This is a genomic window from Motilimonas cestriensis (assembly GCF_021295315.1).
Lineage (GTDB): Bacteria > Pseudomonadota > Gammaproteobacteria > Enterobacterales > CBDFNC01 > Motilimonas > Motilimonas cestriensis.
This window is the reverse complement of the sequence record NZ_JAIMJA010000004.1, coordinates 113981-137936: the sequence shown is the minus strand read 5'-3', so window position 1 is coordinate 137936 and position 23956 is coordinate 113981. Positions and strand designations below refer to the sequence as shown.

15 protein-coding genes are annotated in these 23956 nt (G+C 45.5%); 13 read left to right on the top strand and 2 right to left on the bottom strand.

The genetic code is table 11. From position 1 onward, the window contains the following. The first annotated feature begins 90 nt into the window (after positions 1 to 90). Entirely contained in the window at positions 91 to 4659 is a 4569-nt protein-coding gene (locus K6Y31_RS05300; RefSeq protein ID WP_233051803.1) for an ATP-binding protein, read from the top strand. 344 nt (positions 4660 to 5003) lie between these two features. On the opposite strand, the gene K6Y31_RS05295 is transcribed toward K6Y31_RS05300, so the two are convergent. Further along, positions 5004 to 7430, bottom strand: coding sequence for a cation:proton antiporter (locus K6Y31_RS05295; protein ID WP_233051802.1), 2427 nt, complete (start codon positions 7428 to 7430; stop codon positions 5004 to 5006). Positions 7431 to 7613: 183 nt separating this feature from the next. Continuing rightward, a complete protein-coding gene (locus tag K6Y31_RS05290) occupies positions 7614 to 8195 on the bottom strand; it encodes an HD domain-containing protein (RefSeq protein WP_233051801.1) in 582 nt (193 codons plus the stop codon). 363 nt (positions 8196 to 8558) lie between these two features. Between K6Y31_RS05290 and cspE the strand changes: the two genes are divergently transcribed. The 12 genes from cspE to K6Y31_RS05230 all read left to right on the top strand — a co-directional run bounded on the left by cspE (position 8559) and on the right by K6Y31_RS05230 (position 23956). Then, a complete protein-coding gene (gene cspE / locus K6Y31_RS05285) occupies positions 8559 to 8768 on the top strand; it encodes a transcription antiterminator/RNA stability regulator CspE (RefSeq protein WP_232800758.1) in 210 nt (69 codons plus the stop codon). A gap of 590 nt (positions 8769 to 9358) precedes the next feature. Beyond that, positions 9359 to 13594, top strand: a complete 4236-nt coding sequence (locus K6Y31_RS05280; protein WP_233051800.1) for a VanZ family protein — start codon at positions 9359 to 9361, stop codon at positions 13592 to 13594. A gap of 165 nt (positions 13595 to 13759) precedes the next feature. After that, the gene (locus K6Y31_RS05275) at positions 13760 to 15568 is read left to right on the top strand and encodes an asparagine synthetase B family protein (protein WP_233051799.1); all 1809 of its coding nucleotides are present in this window, start codon (positions 13760 to 13762) and stop codon (positions 15566 to 15568) included. Next, positions 15565 to 16800, top strand: a complete 1236-nt coding sequence (locus K6Y31_RS05270; protein WP_233051798.1) for a hypothetical protein — start codon at positions 15565 to 15567, stop codon at positions 16798 to 16800. The genes K6Y31_RS05275 and K6Y31_RS05270 overlap by 4 nt, the downstream gene beginning before the upstream one ends. A 42-nt stretch (positions 16801 to 16842) precedes the next feature. Beyond that, complete coding sequence (locus tag K6Y31_RS05265) at positions 16843 to 17778, top strand: sulfotransferase family protein (RefSeq protein ID WP_233051797.1); 936 nt, start codon at positions 16843 to 16845, stop codon at positions 17776 to 17778. After that, a complete protein-coding gene (locus K6Y31_RS05260; RefSeq protein ID WP_233051796.1) occupies positions 17771 to 18775 on the top strand; it encodes a glycosyltransferase family 2 protein in 1005 nt (334 codons plus the stop codon). Before K6Y31_RS05265 ends, K6Y31_RS05260 begins: the two co-directional genes overlap by 8 nt. A gap of 2 nt (positions 18776 to 18777) precedes the next feature. Next, the gene (locus K6Y31_RS05255) at positions 18778 to 18915 is read left to right on the top strand and encodes a hypothetical protein (RefSeq protein ID WP_233051795.1); all 138 of its coding nucleotides are present in this window, start codon (positions 18778 to 18780) and stop codon (positions 18913 to 18915) included. A 2-nt stretch (positions 18916 to 18917) separates the two neighbouring features. After that, positions 18918 to 20060 (top strand): glycosyltransferase family 4 protein, encoded by a 1143-nt coding sequence (locus K6Y31_RS05250; RefSeq protein ID WP_233051794.1) that lies wholly within the window; start codon positions 18918 to 18920, stop codon positions 20058 to 20060. A 1-nt stretch (position 20061) separates the two neighbouring features. Beyond that, entirely contained in the window at positions 20062 to 20667 is a 606-nt protein-coding gene (locus K6Y31_RS05245) for a hypothetical protein (protein WP_233051793.1), read from the top strand. A gap of 73 nt (positions 20668 to 20740) precedes the next feature. Beyond that, complete coding sequence (locus K6Y31_RS05240; protein ID WP_233051792.1) at positions 20741 to 22246, top strand: lipopolysaccharide biosynthesis protein; 1506 nt, start codon at positions 20741 to 20743, stop codon at positions 22244 to 22246. A 4-nt stretch (positions 22247 to 22250) separates the two neighbouring features. Beyond that, the gene (locus K6Y31_RS05235) at positions 22251 to 23039 is read left to right on the top strand and encodes a polysaccharide deacetylase family protein (RefSeq protein ID WP_233051791.1); all 789 of its coding nucleotides are present in this window, start codon (positions 22251 to 22253) and stop codon (positions 23037 to 23039) included. Continuing rightward, the gene (locus tag K6Y31_RS05230; protein ID WP_233051790.1) at positions 23036 to 23956 is read left to right on the top strand and encodes a glycosyltransferase family 2 protein; all 921 of its coding nucleotides are present in this window, start codon (positions 23036 to 23038) and stop codon (positions 23954 to 23956) included. The genes K6Y31_RS05235 and K6Y31_RS05230 overlap by 4 nt, the downstream gene beginning before the upstream one ends.

The following is a 23956-nucleotide window of genomic DNA, read 5'->3' as shown; positions in this document are numbered from 1 at the left end:
ATGCTGTTTAATAGCAAAGCATAGTAACACATTTAACTTTGATGTAGATTATGCCTCCTATATACGTATATGAAAAAATAAGGATAATGTATGGCTGGTAAACCAACATCCTCGTTTCTGGAAATGACCAAAGGCGCAGACCCTTTATTTATCCAGGCCGAACATTTAGCGAAAGACTTCTCCCTGTTTCCTGACGACAGCTTGCCTTCTGTTGTAGCCCAACTAGACGGGCTCATTGCTGACGATAAAATTCAGTCGAATCTAAAAGCCATCAAAAAATTGGATGTTGATGCCTACATAGCCCGAACAGTGCAGCCTGCTGAAGACAACAAGCGCCCAAGTGCCAAAGATGTGATCTCAGGTTTTAACGGTAAAATCATTAGTGAAACCAGCAAAGGTCCATTTTACTGTGCTGAGATGGATTTGGACTTTGGTGGTTACACTCGCCGCGTCGGCCTTATTGCACAGGAGCGCAGCACCAACAATGGTGCTTGGATGCCAGAGCACCATAAAGCGGCTAGCAAGGCGATTCGTAAATATTCAGAAATGGCATTGCCAATCGTTTACCTAATCGACACCCCGGGAGCAGATGCTGGTGAAGCAGCCAATGCCGGTAACCAAGCTCATAGCATTTCACAAATGATTGCTGAAAGTGCCAACGTAGACGTGCCAACCGTCGGTATCATTATCGGTGTCGGTTACTCAGGTGGCGCCATTCCACTGGCAACTGCAAACATTCTATTATCAGTTCGAGATGGTATTTTTAATACTATCCAGCCAAAGGGCTTGCAAAGCATTGCTCGTAAATACAACTTATCTTGGCAAGAATGTGCCAAATTCGTTGGCGTATCCCCAGAAGAACTATACACCAACGGCTGTATTGACGGCATTGTCGACTTCTCACCCGTTGATGAAGATGAACGCCAGCGTAACCTGCAAAAGGCCATTGTTTCGTCAATCAACTCGATTGAACAAGCGTCTATTGAATTTGTTCGCAAGTATCCTGATATTCTTGAGCATTATCATCGCAGCTTAACGCGTTACTTAAATCCGTCTAAGCACTTACAAGCAGTTGAAGATGCCTCTTCATTCCACTTAGCGAAAAACCCAACAGTGCATAATAACGCCTTCGGTTTAGCATATCGCTATATGCGTTACTTAACACTGCGCTCTCGTATTCATTCTATTCCAGAGGATCAATACGGCCGTTTATCGAAACTAGAAGTACCTGAAGGTGATTTAAAAGCGCGGATCAAAGAAGATCAAAAACGCGTGTTTGAATCTTGGTTAGACGCCCCCGACAACATCAAGTACGACGACCAGCTCAGTAAAGACTGGAAAAACTTCATCGCCAAGCGAGAGGAAGTAGGCACAGAGCGTAACGTGCTGACTAAATTAATCCTTGGTGAGCCAAAAGAAAACTTTGAAAAAGCCAAGCAAGCGTTACTGTTTAACTTAAGCTTGTCTTTATACAACCGCTGGAAATCAAGTGCGACGAATAACTTCCGCGCGCTGATTCGCTACTTGCAAGATGATAAAGCGAATCCTATCACCAAAGGCTGGCCTGATCTTAATGAGCTAACGGTCGTTGATGTGATTGTTCATAAAGAGCTGCGTGAAGACTTTATCCAAGAATGTCGTAACATTCTGATCTTCAACCAACTATACGATATTGCTATCGGCAATCTAGCCAGTATTGCAAAAGAAGCGATGGATAACCAAGCGCTATCGCGTACCTCTGTATCTAAGTTGATGAACGAATCACTCGAAGCAGCACTAGAGAAAGTCGGTAAAGGTGATCCGGTTGAGCAAAAAGCCGCATTTAACCATTGGTTAAAATTCTTCCTGAATCAGTCTCACCGTGGCGATCTACTGTCAAAAGTAGAGCAGTGGAAGAGTATTGGTTTCCCGCAATTAAACGACAGTTTATTTGTAATTCTTACTTACTTTTTCGAGCGTCTACTGCCTGAGTACTACGAAACTGAAAAAGATAAGTCGAGCTACAAGGGTGCCATTAACCCTATGCGTATCGGTCGTCGTAAAGACTTCTGGAACCGCTTAACCATGGGTTACCAAGACTTGTTAATTCAAGGCTTATTGCGCACTGAAAAACAAAAGAATAATAAGAACTACGAGCAAATCATCGCTAAGTTCTTTACCAACTTTAAAGAAATTAACGGCAACCAAATCACCGCCAACATGTTGGACTTCCCTGGTTTCCGTCTTTCTGTTGAAGACGCGCTGGATAAAGGCATTAAACCTTGTGGCTTAGTCACAGGTTTTGCAGACTTCCAACTCAGCGAAGGTAAAAACCAACGCGTCGGTATTGCCGTATCTAACACGGCATTCCAAGCCGGTGCGTTTGACATGGCCAGTGCCGAAAAATTCTGTGCCCTACTAGTAGAATGTGCTAAGCAACATCTGCCAGTGATTGCATTTATCAGCTCAGGCGGGATGCAAACCAAAGAAGGTGCCGCTGCGCTATTCTCAATGGCGGTGGTGAACGACCGTATCACGCGTTTTGTACGTGATAACGAACTCCCCATCGTGATGTTTGGTTATGGTGACTGTACGGGCGGCGCGCAAGCTAGCTTTGTTACCCATCCATTAGCGCAAACTTATTACCTATCAGGCACTAACATGCCATTTGCCGGTCAAATGGTGGTACCAGCGTACTTACCGTCAACCGCTACCCTGTCGAACTACCTGTCAGTAACGCCGGGCTCAATGGCTGGTCTTGTTAAAAACCCGTTCTCTGACGATCTAGACCACAAGCTGCGTGATATTGACGTTGCTATGCCAATGCCAACCAACACCATAGAAGAAGTGGTGAACCGTGCTCTTTCAGGCTTTGTGCCACAGCCAGATGCTGAGTTCAATGACGTGAAACAAGTGGATCCGGTTGAACTGATGAAGCCTGTAAAACGCACCTTGATCCATGCGCGTGGCTGTACCGCAGTGAAACTGATCCGCAAGGCACAAGAAAACAACATCGACGTGGTATTAGTCGCATCAGACCCAGACATGACGTCAGTGCCTGCCGATATGCTGCGCCCTAACGATCGCTTAGTTTGTTTAGGGGGTAACACCTCAGACGAAAGCTACTTAAACGGTTACTCAGTACTGCGCGTTGCAGAGCATGAACAAGTGGACTCACTGCACCCTGGCATTGGCTTCCTATCAGAAAGCCCACAGTTTGCTAGCATGTGTGTGAATCACGGCATTAACTTTATTGGTCCAAGCACGCAAAGCATGTCAACCATGGGTAACAAGTCAAACGCGATTAAGACCGCGCAAGACAATGACGTACCTGTGGTACCTGGCTCACACGGCATTCTAAGCAGCGCCGAGCAAGCTGAAGACATCGCCGAGAAAATTGGCTACCCAGTACTGCTTAAAGCCGTTAACGGCGGCGGTGGTAAAGGTATCCAAGTGGTGACCCAAGCTGAAGATATGTACGAACTGTATCATCAAATCACCGCCGAAGCGCGTGCAGCATTTGGTAACGGTGACTTGTACCTAGAGAAATACGTGACCTCACTACGTCACATCGAAGTCCAGTTACTGCGCGATAAGTTCGGCAACACCCGCGTACTCGGTTTACGTGACTGTTCAGTGCAACGCAACAACCAGAAAGTGGTGGAAGAGTCAGCCTCAACCATGCTGCCAAAAGATCTGGAAGAACGCGTTTACAAATACACCGCAGCCATTGCAGATGCAGTGAACTACTTCGGTGCCGGTACCGTGGAGTTTATCTACGACCTAGATGCAAACGACGTGTACTTCATGGAAATGAACACTCGTCTACAGGTAGAACACCCTGTGACAGAAGCTACCTCTGGTGTTGATATTGTTAGCGCACAATACAAGATAGCTTCAGGTGAAAGTATTGAAGACATGAAGCCAGTACTGGATGGCTATGCTATCGAAGTACGTGTTACCGCAGAGAAAGCCGCGATGGATTCAAACGGCATCATGCAGCTAGTGCCTAACCCAGGCTTAGTTACAGAATGTGTATTACCTGAGCGTGATGATGTTGAAATCATGGCAATGATCGCAGAGGGTAAAGAAGTATCGCCTTACTACGATAGCTTGATTGCGCAAATCATCATCAAAGGTAAAGATCGTGAAGACACGGTTGAGAAGCTATACGCTTACCTAGACTCAGTGGTAATTAAAGGCATTGCCACTAATATTCCGCTACTGAAGCGCATCTTAAAAGATGAGACCTTCCGTCAAGGCGTTTACGACACCAACTACTTACCTAAGTTGATGGCAGAGCTAGACCAAGATGCCTTGATTGCAGAAATGGAAGCCGCAGCAACGGTTGCTGGTGCATCCTCTGCGGAGTCAATCAAAGTAGAAGGCTCTGATGAGCTAAAAGTGATCGCACAAAGTGCGGGTATCTTCTACACTGCTTCATCACCAAGCGAGCCAGACTTTGTTAAAGAAGGCGATATCGTGAGTGTGAATCAAACGTTAGGTTTGATGGAAGCAATGAAGATGTTCTCTAAAGTCACGCTAGCCGGCTTTAACCGTAAAGATGCGGTGATTTACCCTGCTGATCAGAAATACCGCGTAGAGCGCATTATGAACACCAGTGGTCAACAAGTATCAACGGGCGATCTACTCTATATCGTTAAGCCGATAAAGAAATAAATCTAATCGACTGCTAAGCCAAAAGCACAGCTTCGGCTGTGCTTTTTTGTGCGCGGCTGTTTTATACCCAAGACACCTCAAGATGCAGTATTCAGAGCCGCTCATTCTGTTTAGTTTGAGGCAAAAAGACGAAGGAATGGCCAGCCCTTTCGAGGCTTTTTAACGAAAAAATGAACATAATGAGCGGCTCCCAAAGGGCGAGTTTTGTAGGCTGTTATGCTTTGTTGCTGATTTTCAACGTAGAATAACTATGTCTCAAATCAGCGTCGCGCCTAACAGCCTACAAACTCTCGCTGAACAAGCATCTTGAGGTAACTTGGGTATACATTCCCAACATTGAGGGCTCAAGGTGTTAATTCTTGATGCAATTGCTGTTCTATGACCTGAGCAAGGGCAAGATCACGTGCAATAATGTGCCTTAGCTTAGTAATATCAAACCAAAGCAGTTCAACGGGTGTCACAGCCTTGGCACTGTCGTTATAACGCCCCGACAATAAGCCATAAGTGCCGATTATGTCGGCCCGACTAACCACTATTTCATGCTCGACTGACTGTCGCTCAACTTGCCCGCGAATAATCACACCGATCAACTGGGCCTTAGTGTGCTGTTTATAAAGCAATTCACCACTGTTAAAAATTTGTCTAATCGCTATTTTACCAAGTTGATCTAACGTACTCGGCTTTAAGCCCTCAGCCCAAGCCAAAGTAGAGAGTATTTCTGATATTAATTTCGCCGATACCATATTCGGCTGTTTGCGCAAGCCGGCTAATTGCCGCTCTAATTCTGTTACTAATTTCTCTGCTTCATTATTAGCCAGCACCCCTTCATTTACCAAAGTCTCAATATGCGCCCGCTCTAAATTAAGCATTAAACGGTGCGCAGTGTGCGTTTCTAAGCTGTAAGAAATATCCGGAAAGCAATCTCTAAGCTCTTCAATGCGTCGCCGTGTGGCTTTTTTATTTTGCTCAATTTCGGCTAATACTGCTTCCTTGTCTGCATCGCTAGGCGCTAAGGAAGCTACATAGGGAATAATCTCTTCCTGGGCTTGAACAAAAGATCGGGCCGTATCATAACTCAGCGCAAGTCGCTCAAAAGCAAAATGCAATGCCACTCGATTTAGCAATGGATAGCGACTGCAAAACAATACAATCCAAGGCGTACGCCATAAACGAAGCAAGGAATCGCGAGGCGCTAACTTTGGCTCACCGTCCAGCGCTTTTTCCACCGCGTCCACCAAATGCTCAGTTGCGGTCCCTGTTTGTTCACCATTGGCAAACTGGCTCCAATAAAACTTACGTTCGGCTTCTAGTATGCGGCGACGAAATGCAATAGATGAGTCTAGGGTTTGCTCGGTCTTTGGTGGCGGTATTTTTTCATAATCACCAATCAGTTTCTCCCAATTAGCCCGCTGTAAAAATTCATTTTTCTTTAAGGTAGGAATAGCCAATAACAGCTCTTGTTTCACCGAATACTTAACCTTCTCAACCGTAAGCTGCTGCGCCGCAGGCAATTGATCTAGCTTTAATTTCGCTAATACCCAGCGCATCGAAGAAGAGTTAATCACGATGGTCATCACCACAATACCCGCGGTTAAAAATAACACCTGATCGCCCAACTCTTTGGGCAATAAACTATCTTGAGCAATAATCAAGGCCAATGCCAGCGAAACAGCCCCCCTTAATCCTCCCCAAATCAACACCACCGCCTTGTCACGGTTAATACCAATACCAAACCTTGAAAGCAGTGGCATCAAAATAATCACACACAAGGCGCGGATCAATTGAATGCCAATGTATAGCAGTAGCAAATTGAACCACCAGTCCACCACATCAAGCCGAATCCGAACTGCAATAATAAGCCCGACCAGAATAAAAATTAGGGTATTCGCCACATGGGCCATCATTTGCCAAAAATGATGAAGAAAGTCAGCCACTTCGGGTGAAATTTTAGTCCGACCAAGAGCGGCTAACATCACTCCCAAGCTCACCACGGCAACGACTCCAGAAGCATGTAATACATTTTCAGCAATATAGTAAGCTAGGTACGCTGCCGCGATGGTTAGTGTAATTTCAGTCGTCAGTTGATTGAATAACTTAGCAATCCAAAGTAATACCAAGGCCCCAATTACGATGCCAATGAAAAAGCCCAGAACAACTACGTAGATAAAACTGCCCGAGAATTCAATAATACTAAAGCTACCGCCACCTTGACTCAACAAGCCATAAAACAAGGCAAACAGTACAATGGCAGTGCCGTCATTAAGAAGCGATTCACCTTCGATTAAGATTTCCAAACGCTTTCGTGAACTTACCTCTTTGAGTAAAGCTACAACCGCAACCGGATCGGTCGCACTGATTAAAGCGCCGAATAGTAAGCATATCGTCCATGACCACTGCCAAGGAAACAAATAATAAGCCAAGGCCCCGGTTAATAAGGTGCTTAGCAACATGCCCGGCACGGCTAAAATAGCAATCTGACTGAACATTCGCTTAAATAAATGAGGCTCTAATGAGAAAGCGGACTCGAAAATTAAGGTGGGTAAAAATAGTAATAAAATAAGGTGCGGCTCGATGCTAGCAAGATTGTGCACCGCCTGTTCAATACTACTCATGGCTGAGTCACGCCCTGCTAAGCCTGCCCCCAACCCAATAATCAACAAAGCCACACTGTAAGGAACCGGAATAAAACGCGAGCACGACTTCAGCAATGCTCCAACTAACAATGCGGAAATAACAAACAGCAGCACTAACACACTGGTGTCTTCAGCCATAGAGGTACAAACCGTTGAACTTGCTCATAACATTGAGCATAGCAGTCTAACCTCAGTTAGCTGTCATCTGTTTGAGATCCAAAGCGTATCAGTCAGCCAAATGTACTATTTCAGGCAGGGGCAGACGGTGAATATTAAAAAAAGTGATAAATTAACGCATGCGCCGGCTTTGGCCAGAGAGGGTTACTTGAGTAGCCCCTCGTCTATTGCAGCTTGCAACTTTTCTTCAAGCAGCTCCCACAGCGGCTTACTGCCTTTGGCAATTCGGCTATTTACTTTAAACACTTGCTCTTTCGTAACCTTGTTAGCTTTCCAGCTATGACCCTCACCGTGCAAGTTATGCAATAACGGCGGCACGCGATCGATGGCTTTAGCAAACTGAGCATCATTACTTGCTCCGGCCTCAAACTCGAGCCAAAGTTCGATGTATTGCTCGGCTTGACCCGCGGGTAACAACGCCATCACACGCTTTATGCCCGCTAACTCTAATGCTTTATTCTCGGGGGTTTCAGTGGCATAAATAATGGTATCGCCAGCGTCAATTTCACCTAAATCATGGATTAGCAGCATTTTAATAACGCGATCAATATTCACTGGCTGATTAGCGTATTGTTGTAGCATCAGGGCCGATAAACATACATGCCAGCTATGCTCTGCTGAGTTTTCATAACGCGCAAGCCCGACGGGCTTGGTTTTTCGGTGCACATCTTTGAGCTTTTCAATTTCCACCATAAAACTTAATACTTGTTCAATTTCTTGAATCACTTTTTGCCACCTGAATATTTTTTAATCACGCAAATACAGTACAAAACTAGCTGCATCACCATGATAACATATGAGAAAAAACCATAACTCTAGATAAATAAAAGAGAATTTATCTGATTAAATAAAATTATATTGGTTTACTTTAGATTTAACTGTGTTATTGTCGCTCTCGGCCTGTCAGACAGTCCTTTGTTTATATGTAACATCGTAATTTTATGCTTTAGAAACCTTCGTTCCATCTGTATTACAGTTAGTGTCATGAAGTCTTTCCTTTCATACTTTTCGCAACACATAAATAATTATTTTCTGGCTACTACAACGCATTTTTATGCAAATTATTTTATAAAAAAGTTAGGAGACATTATGTCTAACACTACTGGTATCGTTAAATGGTTCAACGAAGATAAAGGTTTCGGATTTATCACTCAAGACAACGGCGGCGCTGACGTATTCGTACATTTTCGCGCAATCGCTTCTGAAGGCTTCAAAACTTTAGCTGAAGGTCAAAAAGTTTCTTTTGACCTAGAGCAAGGTCAAAAAGGCCCTCAAGCTGCTAACGTAATCGGTCTTTAATTAGAACCCTTACTTAGTAATAATGCTGGTTTCGGCCAGCATTAATTTTCAACTAACACTTTTATTGCTTTCATTTATACGCTCCGAACACTTCTTACCTACGTCCTCCGTTGTATCTAAGTCTTCCGTCGATAAACTCTCAATAATTCCCCTTATGCTACACATACATTATTTTGGATAACATTATGGCTAGAACTACTGGCACAAAACGTTTTTGGTTTTATCAAACGCACAATGGTGCGGTAAAACAACAATCAAATACGCCGATCAAACAAAACGCATAACTGATAAATCTGATTAAGCTGATTAAGCTGATTAATAGTCGTTGGCATTGAACGACTAACGCCACATTTATCAAATAACCAAGCAAACAAACAAAACGCATAACTAATAAAGCTGATAAATAGTCGTTGGTATTGAACGACTAACGCCGCATTCATCAAGCTAACAAAACACGTAACTGATAAGTTGTGGTATTTGAATACCTAGTGCCACACAACCAAACCTCCTACTGAGTAAATTTCCCCTCCATTAGCGCCAGACTGACTAGACTTGTTACAACGCTGTTTTCTGTTGTGCAAGGATGCTTTATGGAGCCGACTCCCAACCCAGCTTATCCTCAATCAAAAACGCCACTTTGGCCACTGGTTCGATACCAGGTAATGCACCTACTACCACTATTTGTTGCATTCATTGCACTATTGTTTTTTTTGCCTTACCTACCTTTAGGTAAAAACCTCAACGAGCTAATTTCACAATCAAATATTATTGGCTTAAGTTTGGCGCTCGTTATAGCCCTTTACCTCATTTTTGTATTCCCAATTAGTTTGTTACGTGCTTCCGTCTCAATCGGCCGCATACTCAGCTACTTACTGATAAGCCATGGCTTACTGTGGCTTATTCTAAGTAGCCAAGTAGCAGCTGAGAGCTTGTTTGATATTTTAGGTAATCCCATTTATCAGTGGCCGTGGGAGACCGAATTAATGATGCGGTTTTTTGCTTGGCTTTGGCTAATACAGCTTAGTTGGCTGCTGGCCACGTTAAACAACCCGCTAAAATGGCTTTGGTTGGCGCTATGCCCTTTCATTTACAGCTTTAGTTACCTTGTAATTATTACTTTTGCCGCCACCGACAATATTACCGAACTGCTGCACCAGCCTTTTGGGCTAGTTGGTATCACCTCTGCACTGCTCGTACTTTTTCTTTCTGCCGATCTACTTAGCCAGCCCAATCACCTAGGGCGACGAGTGCTTATTTACTTATTCACTTGGTTAGTCAGCTTTGGCTTAATTTGGCTCAGTACAGCAAGCCAAATTGAAAAATACGGTAGTCAGTATTCTGCTTTGAGCTTTATGCTGGGATTTGACCGTCAGCAATCAGTTTCAATGGCACTTATAACCTTATTATCACTGCTGCCCTATATAGTGCTGATGACGGGATTGGTACAGTTACGTAAACTCAGTGTTCACAACATTGATTACTCTGCTGACGTATCGACAGCAGCATCATCTCGCCTTGTCCACATTAGTACTTGGCCGTTGGTTTTATACGCTATTTTAATTACTTACGGCACCTTGTATCCTTTTAGCCACTGGCAAAGCATAACAATGCCCAGCTTGTTTTCAGTTTTTAGCAGTCAACCTTCAGGGCTAAGCAGTACTGACATTTTAGTGAACAGCATCATCTACCTGCCTTTTGGTTTTATGCTACATCAACATTTTTATGGTGCCACCGCCAAGCGCCATTTGTGGGTGTTGCTTTGGGCATTTTTACTTAGCTATAGCTTGGAGTACTTGCAGCATTTTTTACCCGAACGAAACACATCCCAGCTGGATTTATTACTCAACACCTTGGGTGGCGGCCTAGGCAGCTTAATTGCCGCTCGCTACCACCCAGACAGTGATTACTTAGATAAAATAAACCGTTTCTATCAGCGCTATATTATCGACAGCCCCAGTAGCTTGTTAGGCATATTGAGCCTAGTTTGCATGCTCGTTGGCTACTTTAGTCCACTGCAACCGAATCTCAGCCCTTTTGGCGTGCTGCAGAGTATTAAGCCACTGTTCGCACCGCAATTATACGATTTTAGCGTATTCAAATTGGTGAGTTTTTTTCTGCAGCACCTGATCATGGGCTTACTACTACGCGCCATTTTACTGGAGCATAAGCGCTGGTTAGCTTGGCTGCTTCCCTTAGCCCTAACCTTATTACACCCCTTTATTCTGTATCATTCATTGAGTTTAGATTTAGTGTTGGGCAGTATCAGTGCGAGTTTCATTTTGCTACTTGCTTGCCAGCAACAGCAAACGAGTCAGCGACAATACTCAGTAGTGGCAGGCATCATTTTAGCTTGGCTATTAATTAAAGCGCTGATGCCCAGCACTGGCGAGATACAAGCCTTTAATTGGGTGCCCTTTTTCTACCAACTGCAAAACTTAGCCTTTGCCACCACCATGTTTAACGTAGTGTGGCCAGTGTTGGCGCTGGCTTTCTGCGCGATGCAGCATCATGCCGATTGGTTTGTAAAGCGAGAGCTTATTTGCGCCCTTGCGGTTGCATTATTCTTTATTGCTCTAGAAGCACTACAAGTGGGACAGCCGGGTCGTTATCCCGATATCACCGATGCCATTATTGCTAGTATTAGCTGGATTTTTATTGTCCATTTTTGGCGCAATCGTTACACCCGACAAGAACACCAGCAACAACTCCGCGTACCCTATTGGCCTATCACTGTTTTTTCTTTGTGCTTACTGCTCATCGGGGCAATCCTCAGTATTCATCAATTCAGCCAACCCCCGGCACCACTACAAGCATCAGCGAATAACTACCAGTTTAAAGGGAAGACATTTAATGCCTTGCGACCTCGACTACCCGCTCCGACGGCAAAAGAAATGGTAACGCTAAAAAATGATGGCCAATACCTACGCTCACTGACGATCCTTAGTCAACGTGGTAAATTAGAAAGCCAAGTACAGCTCGCTTATTTAGCCCCCGAATTAGTGGATTTAGCGCAACTGCATCAGAGCTTAATGGCGCTTGAGTTCAGCGGTCGCGGTAATGTACAAGTAAAACCCCTAGCCCTTGCTTATGACTGGCTTTATAGCCGCTGGAGTGAACAACAACTAACTGAGCTAAAAGGTAAATTACTGGCAGGCTGCCAATTTACCCAAAGCTATATTGTTACTGAGCAACTTTCACCCTATAACGTGTATTTGTATAACAGCCCGTTGCAAGCCTTAATGGCCTGCGCCATTGCTGGCTATCAAGAGTCGCCAGAGTTTGATGCTGTGATGTCCTTTACAGCTTACACTTGGCTAGAGCAGGTATTACCGGTTTGGCGCCAAGTAATGGGCCAACATGGCGGTTGGCATGAAGGCGCTGAATATGTCGGGATAGGCATAGGCCAAGCCATCTATCAACTGCCTGCTATGTGGCGCAAAGCCACTGGTGAAGATTATTTTAACGAGCCCAGTATCCGCGGCTTTGCCGATTTTCTACTCTATCGCATTCGGCCCGATGGCAGCCAGATTCGCTGGGGCGATGGTCGCTTTTTCGATCGCGGCGTACCCGATCAGCTCGCCCTCGCCCTTGAGCTGGATCACCAAGCCAGTTTGGTCAGGATCAGCCATAAACATCTCGCTCCCACCTCGTGGCCTTGGGGGCCACTCGCAGGGGAAATGACTCCTGCGGCTCAACCCGCGCCAATCCCTTGGGCTAAATGGTTTGACGGTATAGGTCACTTAATCGCGCGCAGTAGTGAAGATGAACAAGCCACTTTGGTCAATTTTCGTGCCGGTGATAATTATTGGTCACATCAACATTTGGACCAGGGCAGTTTCACCCTTTATAAAGGTAGTCCACTTGCCATCGACAGTGGCTTCTACGGTCCCGGCTATGGCGCTGACCACCACTTAAACTATAGCTATCAAACCATTGCGCATAACACCCTGACCGTTACCGACCCAGCTGATAACCAGCCAATGCCAGCGAAAAGATCAGGCCAAGCCGATCGCGACATCGCCAATGATGGCGGACAACGGCGCATTGGCTCAGGTTGGGGCAGCGCCGCCCCCGTTAGCCTTAAACAATGGCAACAACAGCAAGATACTTATCACACCGCAAAGGTGTTAGAGCGACTGCAAACCGACGATTTTGTCTTAGTATATGCCGACCTCACACCTGCCTATACCAATTCCGCATCAGGGCGCGGTGAGTTTTCAGCCCGTACCCGCAGAGTAGAAGCCATCAAGCGTCTATTTATTTATGATAAGTTCTTAGATAGTGTCATTGTGTATGATGCGGTGCAAGCCAGTGATAGCGCGTTCACTAAACGCTGGCTACTTCACACCAATCAAGCGCCACGCCAACAAAGTAATGGTGACTGGCTAGTACCAAGCCACCCCCAATATAAGCATCAACAAGATGCAAACTTACGAGTGTCACCCTTGCTACCACAAAAATCGTACGTGCTCACCTTAGGAGGTCCGGGGTTTGACTTTTACATCGATGGCAAAAACTACGACGAAGCGGGAAAAATCAACACCATCATCAACAAACAGCGCCAACCTAAACCTGAGCCGGGTCAATGGCGCTTAGAGATAATCCCAGAACAGCAACAACTTAACGATGAATTTCTGGTGGTGCTCAAGCCCGAATTAACTAATCAACCCAACACCACAGTGCACACATTTTCCACAGAGCGAGATCAGCACCAGCTCAACCTGTCACGGGCCAACTATCAGTTATCCATAACCATTACCGCGCAACAAATCGCACTAAAACAACGGCAGGCTCAACAAGAGAAAATCTGGAACATAAAGAAATAACTCCCGCATTGGCCGGGCCGGAGTGACAGCTCCAACAGGCTCAACCTTGCTGAACTTTCGTTGTGTTATACCGCACCACCTAAAGTATGAAAATACACAGATTTGCACTAACAAAATTATTTTTGACTACACTTAAAAAACGTTCAATTTGGCAGGAAAAAGCGCATGGATGCTATGGTGGGCATTTCAGGGTCCCCTAAAATTAGGGTTAATCAAGCACGACAGTTAACCCTCATTGACAGGCCTAACCTAAGCCTTGCAACACAGCAGCCTGAATTAAGTTTTAGTTCAGATCAACTTGGTTTTTACTGTTTAATTGGCCATCCAACCTGGCAGCAATCTGCGCTAACGCAACAAAGCGCACAACAAAACTTCAGCAGTCAATTTTCGCAATCTCCACAACAGGCATTAAATCAACTAAACGGACGCTTTGCGTTAGTTTACAGCGATGCCAAGCAATGCATTATTGCCAGCGACCCCTTTGCCAGCCAATGTATTTACTACACTCAAGTTGAGCAGCAACTCATATTTGCCACCAGCATGAACATGCTGTTATTGCAATTACAGCAAGCCCCAGCAATCGATAACCAAGCAATTTTTAACTACCTATATTTCCATATGATCCCCAGCCCACAGACCATATTTAAGGGCATTTACAAACTAAAACCCGGCGAAATGCTACGCTTCAGAGATGGTCAGCTAGAACCTCTGCAATATTTTGTTCCCCAGTTCTACGAAGACAAAAAGCAAAGTCAGCGAGAATTACAACAAGCATTACGCAACACCTTGGAAGAAGCCGTGCAGCGCCAGCTGCCTGAACGTGACGAGCAAGTGGGCAGTTTTTTAAGTGGCGGTTTAGACAGCTCGACGGTTACCGGCTTACTCAATAAAATTAAGCCTAATAGCCCGAGCTTCTCAATTGGCTTTCATGTCGAAAAGTACAATGAACTGCCTTGGGCAGAGCTATGCGCCGAGCATTTTTCTAGCCCGATGCAACAATTAAAAATCGAGGCCGACGAAACCGCAGATGTGATAGATAAGATCACCGCATGGCAAGATGAGCCCTTTGGTAATTCCTCTGTCGTGCCCACCTATTTTTGCGCCCGCTTAGCCAAGCAGCATGGTATTAATACATTATTCGCAGGCGATGGCGGAGATGAACTATTTGCTGGTAACGCACGTTACGCCAAGCAACAAGTTTTTGAAATTTATCAACAACTACCTAGCTCGATACAAAAAAACTTATGTGACCCATTATTGCAATCCTCTACCTTGAAGCAATGGCGCTTAGGACAAAAAGTACAAAGCTACCTGAATCAAGCTAAAGTAAAGCTGCCAACGCGATTAGAAAGTTACAATTTTATGCATCGCCTAGGCCCAGAGCACTTTTTTACCGCAGAGTTTTTAGCTCAAGTTGACGTTGAGCAGCCCGTGCAGCAAAACCAAACTTGGTTTAATGTGCCAGAGCCGGCCAGCCAGCTTAACCGTATGCTTTGGCTAGATTGGAAACATACCTTAGCCGATAACGACTTACGCAAGGTTAGCAGCATGTGCCAGCTGGCCGACATAGACGTGCGCTTCCCAATGTTAGACCGAGAAGTGGTCGATCTTAGCTGCCGCGTGCCGAGCCAATGGAAATTACCTTTTGGCAAACTTCGCCATTTCTACAAACAAAGCTTTAAAACATTTCTACCCCGTGAGCTGCAAAAAAAACCAAAACATGGCTTTGGCTTACCCTTTGGTATTTGGACTAAAGAAAACCAAGCGCTGCAAGATTTAGCTAGCACTGGCATCAATACCCTTGCTGGTCTCAATATTTTTTCACCTCAGCTACTCAGCCAAGTCCAACAACTTCATCAACAGGAGCACGCCGAATACTATGGCGAGCTCATTTGGATTTTAATGATGCTAGGGTTATGGCTGAAAGCGCACCAGCAGCTTAAGCTAAAAACCAATAAGGAAGCCGCTGCATGATATTGCTTTTACTTGAAATTATCTGTGTGTGGCTAATTGTGGGTAACCTAATCTTATTGTTTAGCTATCGCCAAGCCCTAAGACAATTTTGGTTAGAGCCCATGGTTAAACAACCTATCATTATTTTTGAAAGTGATGATTGGGGGCCCGGTCCAGCCGAGCATGGCCAAGCTCTACATAAGATCCACCAGCTGCTTACTGAGTTTAGAGACTATCGCGGCCACTGTGCCCATATGACCATAGGCGCAGTACTATCCATTCCCGACGCAGAAAAAATTCAACAAAGCCAGTACCAAGCATATGCTGGTCTCGATCTTAGCCAGCCACAATTCTCTGATGTTCTTGGCAGCCTCAAGCAAGGCCAGCAAGCGGGTGTATTTTCATTGCAGTTACATGGTCGCGAACACTATTGGCCGCACACATTACTTTCCGAGATGCAGCATAATAATGATCTAAAGGAATGGCTTGCTCATAATAGCGCTTATACCGAAAAGCTCCCGTCGCCATTACAAAGCCGCTGGAACCCACCGCTGAGCATTGCCGATATTGCGGTGGCGGTAAAACAAGAAGTCGACTTATTTAAACGTTGCTTTGGTGTTGCTGCCGAAGTCGTGGTGCCTCCGACCTTTGTCTGGAATGAAGAAGTCGAAATTAGCTGGCGTAGCCATGGTATTCACACCATCATCACCCCTGGCCAGCGCTATTATAAGCGCAGTGAAACCCGCTTTTGGTCTGACAAAAAACGCATTGTTAATCATCAAACATCAGCCACAGGGCAAACATACCTAGTAAGAAATCAATACTTTGAGCCCGAGTTCGGCCATCAGTGGCGCGAGGCTATAGACAAGGTAACCAGCAGCATTAAATTGGCGCGGCCTTGCCTATTTGAAACTCATCGATTTAACTTTGTAAATTCCGAAGAAGGTTGCCAGAACAGCTTGTACCAAATGAGATCCCTACTGGAGCAAGTAACCAAAACATGGCCTGATTGCTGCTTTCTATCAAGCCTAGAACTGGTGCGTTTGCCACAACACGATCCCGACAAATTGCTGATCCACCACTGGCGCCATCGCTTGCAGTGCTGGCGAAACCGGGCTTTTACCCTGCCAAAGTTTCGTTACCTTGCAACCTTAACCGGACTTAATTTAGCGTGCTGGCTCATCGTGCAAGTAAAACCGGTTACTGATTTTAGTCTGTGGCAACACCAAAGTGACAAGCCCAGGTCAAACTAAACAAGCAATAAAACTGTTAGTACACACAAGGATGCCTACACCATGGACAGCAACATCTTGCAAAAGCTCACCAGCGCAGATTACCTGCACAAAAACCTGACGGCATTAAAGCAGGAGATCAAAGGTCAATGGTGGCAACTCACTCAACCCAACACCCCTGATCCTATTTTTATTATTGGCTGTTCACGCAGCGGCACCACGGTTACCTTTGAAACCTTAGGGGAATCAAACGAAGTTGTTTCCCTAGGTTATGAAACCCCGCAACTCTGGCACCAACTACACGGGCCTGCGCATAATCAATGGCACTCCGAAGCCGCTACCGCAGAGGATGCGCAACCAGCCCATCGAGATGCGTATTTTAAGCACTATTACCAACGACTTAGCCACGGTCAAATTCTAGATAAAACCTGCATCAATATTTTGCGCTTGCCCTACCTTTATCAGCTATTTCCAAACGCCAAATTTGTCTATTTATACCGTAACGGGCGTGACAATATCAGCTCACTAATGGATGGCTGGCGCAACAACAACCACTTTGGTCTCAATCAATTTCTTGGTGAGAGCCCAGAGCCGGTCAATATAGAGCAGGGCGAGTTCGACCAATGGCACTTCTTTTTACCGCCCCAATGGCGCAACTACAATCAAAGTAGCCTTGCTGAAGTGTGCGCGATGCAATGGCTCACCGCCAACAGCTTAGCGCTAGAGGCAAAACAAATTATTCCAGCCCAACAATGGATAGAGTTAAAATATGAGCAGTTTATTGCACAACCCGTGGCGCAAATAAGCCGTGTTTGCCAGCAGCTCGAGCTTAGTTTCAACCCACAAATGCAGCAGCACTGCGAACACTTGTCATCAAGACCCACCAGTATGGTTTCAGGAGAGCCCGAGCCTGAGAAATGGAAAAAACGTAACTACGACGCTATCGTGTCCATCCAAGATACCATTGCACCATTAATGCAGAAGCTTGGTTATGAATAACCCCTCCGATTGCCTCGACCCCACCAAGAATACGCCAGGGATTACCGACGCAGTCACTCGCGCCCAATACCAACCTAAATTTTCAGTGATCGTGCCGTTTTATAATGCAGCTGAAACATTAACCAAAGCTATATATTCTATCTTGCAACAAAGTTGGCCAGCTTATGAAATTATCTTAGTGGATGATGGCTCGACCGATAACAGCGCCAAGATCGCTACCGCATTTAAGTCACACCAAGTGCATTACTACTACCAAGAGAATCAAGGGGTTTCCGCAGCACGAAACTTTGGCGTGGCGCGAGCCAGTGGCGACTGGTTATGTTTTTTAGATGCCGACGATTGGTATTATCCAGACCGTCTAACGTTACATGGGGAGTGGATCCAACAGCAACCAGAGCTAGATTTACTCACTGGTGACTTTGATTATTGGGTTGATGGCGATAATGCCATTAAGCGATCTTTAGCGCAGACCCCAGCGGGTCAATACCTATTAAAAAAATTCCCAAATCACACTCAGTTGATCTTTGACGACCATGCGCTCAGCCTGTTTGTTGGTAAGCATTTTGGTGACACCCACACCCTTAGTGTGCGTAAAACATTATTCCAGCAAAGTGGCGGTTATCCCACAGAGTTTAAGGTGTGTGAAGATGTCAGCTTACTCATTCGTCTTTGCCAACAAAGTCACCGCATCGGTGCTGTTACCCAGCCCTTGGCGGCATATTATATTCATCCAAGTAGTGCCACCCGCGCCAATCCATTATTTGCCCAGCAACAAACACTGGCCGCCTACAAAAAGCTAATTAAAGAGCCCTTTAAACCCGCTATCCATGCTGGGATAAAAATTGCCTTGCGCTCAGCCTATTTAGACTTGGCCTATTGCCAACTTAATCAACACCTAAACTGGGCTGCGCTTAAAAGCATGAGCCAAGGTTTTTTTAATCGCGAAGTCACACTGCGTGATTTGTTATCTGTTACTAAATCGGCGCTAGGGAACTGAACATGGTGATGAAACATAGCATTTTTGTGTTCAGTACGTTGTTTTTACCAACCATTTATCAACACAACCGCTATACAGGGCTAAAAAGCAGCGCGCTGTTTGATTGGCTATCTGTTACTAAATTGGCGCTAGGGAAATAAGCATGGCAACGAAAAAAGGCATTCTAGTGTTGAGTGAGCTATTTTTACCGACCAAAGGCGGGACAGCCGTCTGGTTTGACCAAGTCTATCGACGTCTTGGCGGTAAGGAGCATCACATCATTACCGCCGATGTCGTAGGCGCAGCGCAACATGATAGCGCTCACCCCAATACCGTGCATCGCATCAACCTCACTCGCGTGAGCTGGCTAAAACCTGAATCCCTTTGGATGTACTTGAATTTTTTCTTTCATAGTTGCTGGGTTTGCATGCGTTATAACAGCCGGGCAATACACGCAGGTCGTGTACTACCCGAAGGCGCAATAGCCCTACTGTGCAGTCGAATCTTTCGCATTCCATGCGTGATTTATGCTCATGGCGAAGAGATCACCACTTGGCGACAAAAAAACAAATTCAAAGCCATGGTCTACGTCTATCAACACTGCGACACTATTATTGCAAACAGTGAATTCACTCGTGAAGAACTACTAAAGCTTGGTATCGCCAAAGCGAAAATCTCCTTGATCCACCCAGGGGTTGATACCAGCACCTTCAAACCTGAATTACCCTGTCTTGATTTAAAACAGCAAATTGGCTTACAGCCACAAGAGCACTTATTGCTTTCTGTTGGCCGACTCAGTCGGCGTAAAGGGTTTGATAATGTTATTCGCGCCTTACCACTACTGGCCCAAGAAGGAATAAAAGTGCGCTATGCCATTATTGGTATCGGCGAAGATGAAGCCTATCTAAAGCACCTTGCCGCCGAGTTAAAAGTGAGCGAACAAATTAGCTTTCTTGGCCACGTCGACGTCGATGATTTGCCCCGTTGGTATAACGCCTGCGATATTTTCGTCATGCCTAATCGAGAAATAAATGGCGATACCGAAGGCTTTGGTATGGTCTTTATTGAAGCTGCAGCCTGCGGTAAAACCTCCTTATCAGGTATCGTTGGTGGCCCGCCGAATGCCGTGTTACATGAAAAGACGGGCCTTAATGTTGATGGCGAGGATATTGCCGCATTAAGCCAAGCCGTGATCCGCTTGCTCCAAGACAACCAATCTTTCGCCAGCCACGCCTATCAACGTGTACTAGATGAACTAAGCTGGGAAAAAGTAGCGCAACAAACCCAACAACTTGAAGGGGTATAAAATGAAATGGCTTTGGTATGTATTATTTTTCTCTTGCTCCGCTCAAGCGGCAGTGAAAAACATTTCACCTGATCCGAATGAACTCGCCTCATTACCTAGTTACTGCAAAGCTAAAATAGGACTAGCATCCGATCATCCAACCACCCTTTATTGGAAAAATATTATCGGCAAAGACTTTGTGCACATACACCACCACTGCTTTGCCTTGGCCGATTTAAATCGCTTTTATGCCAGTGCCCACGCCGGAGAGCGCCAAGATTATCTTAATCGGGCAAAAAACAATATTGATTACATGATGGAACACGTCGGTAAACAGTATCCCCTTTGGTATGATACCTACCTACTTGACGCTAAAATTGCGCACTTTGATAAACGCCACGATGATGCCTTAAAGTCGTTACAACATGCCCTAACCTACAAGCCAAAAGGCATCCGCGCCCAATTGCTAGAAGCGGATATTTATACTGAAATAGGCGAATTCGCTTTGGCGCAGGCTAAATTAGATGAGATCAAACTTCTGGCGCCAACCTTACGCACTCTCACGCAACGACAACAGCGGATTAAAACGTTACAAGCCGAGCAAAGCAATGCTGCCAACACACAGTAAATACCAGCTTAAACCGCCCGCGCACGCTCATTTATTGGCTTGCTTTCACTTATTGATAGCGCAGGTCTAACTCATGAGCTCACCGAACAATCTACGCAAAAGCGCGTCTTGGGTTGCACTGGGAAATTTAAGCTGCCGCTTTATTGAGTTTGGTTTTTCTATTGCGCTGGCGCGTATCTTGTTACCCGAACATTTCGGCCAAGTCGTCACAGTGCAAATATTTACTGGCTTCGCCTCTCTATTGGCAGGCGGTGGACTCGGTCAAGCGCTAGTGCGTCAACACGAAATAACAGAAGATGACCGTCGCACTGTTTTTACGATTCAACTGTTAACGGGATTCGGTTTTTTCGGTTTTTTTACCGCTATCAGCCCAAGCTTTGCCGACTTTTTTAAACAAGATATTTACCTAAGCCTAATGCCACTCGCCGCCGCCATCTTCATCGCCCGGCCTTGGGTCAACATTCAAGGCGTACTACTGCAACGAAACTATCAGTATCACCACATTACCAGAATTAAAATCATCACCTTAATCGCCAGTTCAATCATCAGCTTAGTACTTGCTTTAGTCTATCGCACCCCACACAGCCTGATCATTGGCGGCTTAGTTAGTAGCTTAATATCATTTCCACTGCTCACCCGCTGCAGTCATTGGATGCCCAAATTGGGCTTGAAACGCTCTTCGATAAATAAGTTAGCCAACTTTGGCGCCACCTTTACCGGCAACAATTTACTGTTTTATTTCCGTAATCAAATCCCTCGCTTTTTGGTTGGCAGTTTATTAGGCCCCAGCTCACTGGGCTTAATGAATAAAGCCGATAGCTTAGCCGAGACCCCGTTAATGGTATTTGTTAATGCGTTAGCCCAACCTAACTTTCGCCGCATGTCAGAGCTCCGAGATCAACCCCAAGCCTATCAAGATCTCTTTATAAAAGTTTGTAGTGTGTTGCTGCTCTACATTGGCCCCATCTATATCAGCCTGGCACTGCTATCTAAGCCGTTTATCTCTCTCGTCTTTGGTGAAAACTGGGCCATATCAGGGGAGCTACTAGGCATTCTTGCTTGGGGTGGTTTTATCCGCTTAATGATAAACCCCGCCAGTACAGTACTTTCTAGCAAAGCAAAACTGCTAAAAGACATGAGAATAAATATAGAGATTATTATTTTACTGGGCATTTATTGTGCTGCGTTTTGGCAAAGAGATCTCAACAGCTTGTGTTATGCGCTGGTCGCTGCCAGTGGTTATAACTTAGTGAGAACGCAAAGCTATGCCCTGCCTTTGGTGAATTTATCTCTGCGAACGTGGTTGCACCAACTTAGTGGTGTTTTTGTTTTTTTACTCGGCTATTTGGGCCTTTCTCTTCTACTCTTAAAAGGGATGAATATGGCTAACATGGATGTCAATACGCCGACTGGCTTTATCCTCTGTTTAGTCTGCTCACCATTACTTGCGCTACTTTTATTTTTTACTCTGCCTTCTACAGCTATTGCAGCGGAGCGAGACAGGTTTTTAACGGCAGTAAAACCTGCCATTAAAAAGTATAAAAATAAGTTAGCGATTGGCTGCAACATGAAAGGATAGCCGGATGCTCAACCCATTATTTGCCGCTAATCTTTTAGACCGTCCACGTAAAATAGTGCTGATGTATCACAGCGTGCCAACACTGTCGCAGCAAACCACCCAATACGACAGCACACTCGCTCAGTTTAAGCAGCATCTTGCTTTGCTAGCTCAACTACATAGTCAAGTTGTCACTCTCAACACCTTGATGACAACCCCAGATAGCCAAGGCCTGCAAATTGCGGTTACCTTTGATGATGGCTACCTTGATAATTTAACCAATGCGTTACCGGCACTCACTGAATATCAATTTCCAGCCACCTTATTTATGGTCACTCGCGCGGCACCCGCTGTGAGCCAATGGAGCCCAAAACCTAAGCCGTTACTGTCACAACAACAACTGCAACAACTTGCTCAGCAGGGTTGTTGGGAAATTGGCGGCCACACTTGCCACCATCTTGATTTAACCAGCTTGTCAGCGACACAATCGCAACAACAAATAAACAACTGTAAAGATGATTTGGAGCAGCTGCTAGGTAAAGCCGTTAATAGTTTTGCTTATCCCTTTGGCCGCTATCAACAACATCATGTGGAACAACTGGCTGCAGCTGGATTTGAGTACGCCTGCACCACGCGTGCAGGCGCAGTTCAACCCCATACTCAACCACTAACTATCCCGCGCATTACTGTTTTCGCCAACGACTCCGCCGCGATGCTACTGCGAAAGCTGACCTTCATCAGCAATAAAATGAGTTGGTTTGACGTGGCTGGCTACTATGCCTCGCGCATTTTAAAAACCAAGGTGGCGTCATGATAGTGTCGGTGATTATGCCCGTTTTCAATGCCGAGAAAACCTTGCTTGAGAGCGTAAACTCGGTGTTGGCGCAAAGCTTAACCGACTTCGAATTAATCTTGATTGACGACGGTTCAACCGATAGCAGTGCGGTTATCGCGCAGCAATTAACGGCCCAAGACCAGCGCATAAAGTTATTGTCTCAGGCCAACCAAGGCGCGCCAACGGCCCGTAATCACGGCATTAGCCAAGCAAAAGGACGATATTTAAGTTTTTTGGACGCAGATGATCGATGGCGTGATGACTTTTTAATACAAATGAGCCAAGCGCTCAAACGTGCGCAACAAGACTTTGCTTATTGTGGCTGGCAAAATATTGGCACTCAGCAAGGCGAGCCTTTCGTGCCACCTGATTACCAAGCCATGCCAGATAAAAAATTAAAGCTGATTCAGAGTACTCGCTGGCCAATCCATGCCGTCATGGTTAATCGCAAGCTGGTGATTGAAAATGGTATGTTTGACACTCGCTATCAAACCTGTGAAGACTTTGCGTTGTGGCTACGCCTTACTCTTAGTCGCAACATCGTCCGGGTGCCCGAAGTGCTCGCTTACTACGTTCACCATCAACATGGCCAGCAAACCGATAATCGGGCGCAGATCTTACTCGACCACTTTCAAATCCAACAAGACTATTTTAAACAGCATCCAAAACTAGCCAGTGAACTGGGCCGAGCGCAGTTAATCCAGCTCAGTGAGGGCCACTTATACACCCAAGCCATGACGGCCTATTGGCAAGGTGACTTAATGGCCGCGCGCCAAGTGTTTCGTCACTTGATGAAACGACGCTACGGCAAAATAAAACAATGGCTTTATATGTTACCCAGCTTGCTACCTATCCGACTGCATCAGCAGCTACTGGCTTTAAAACGAGGGCATTAA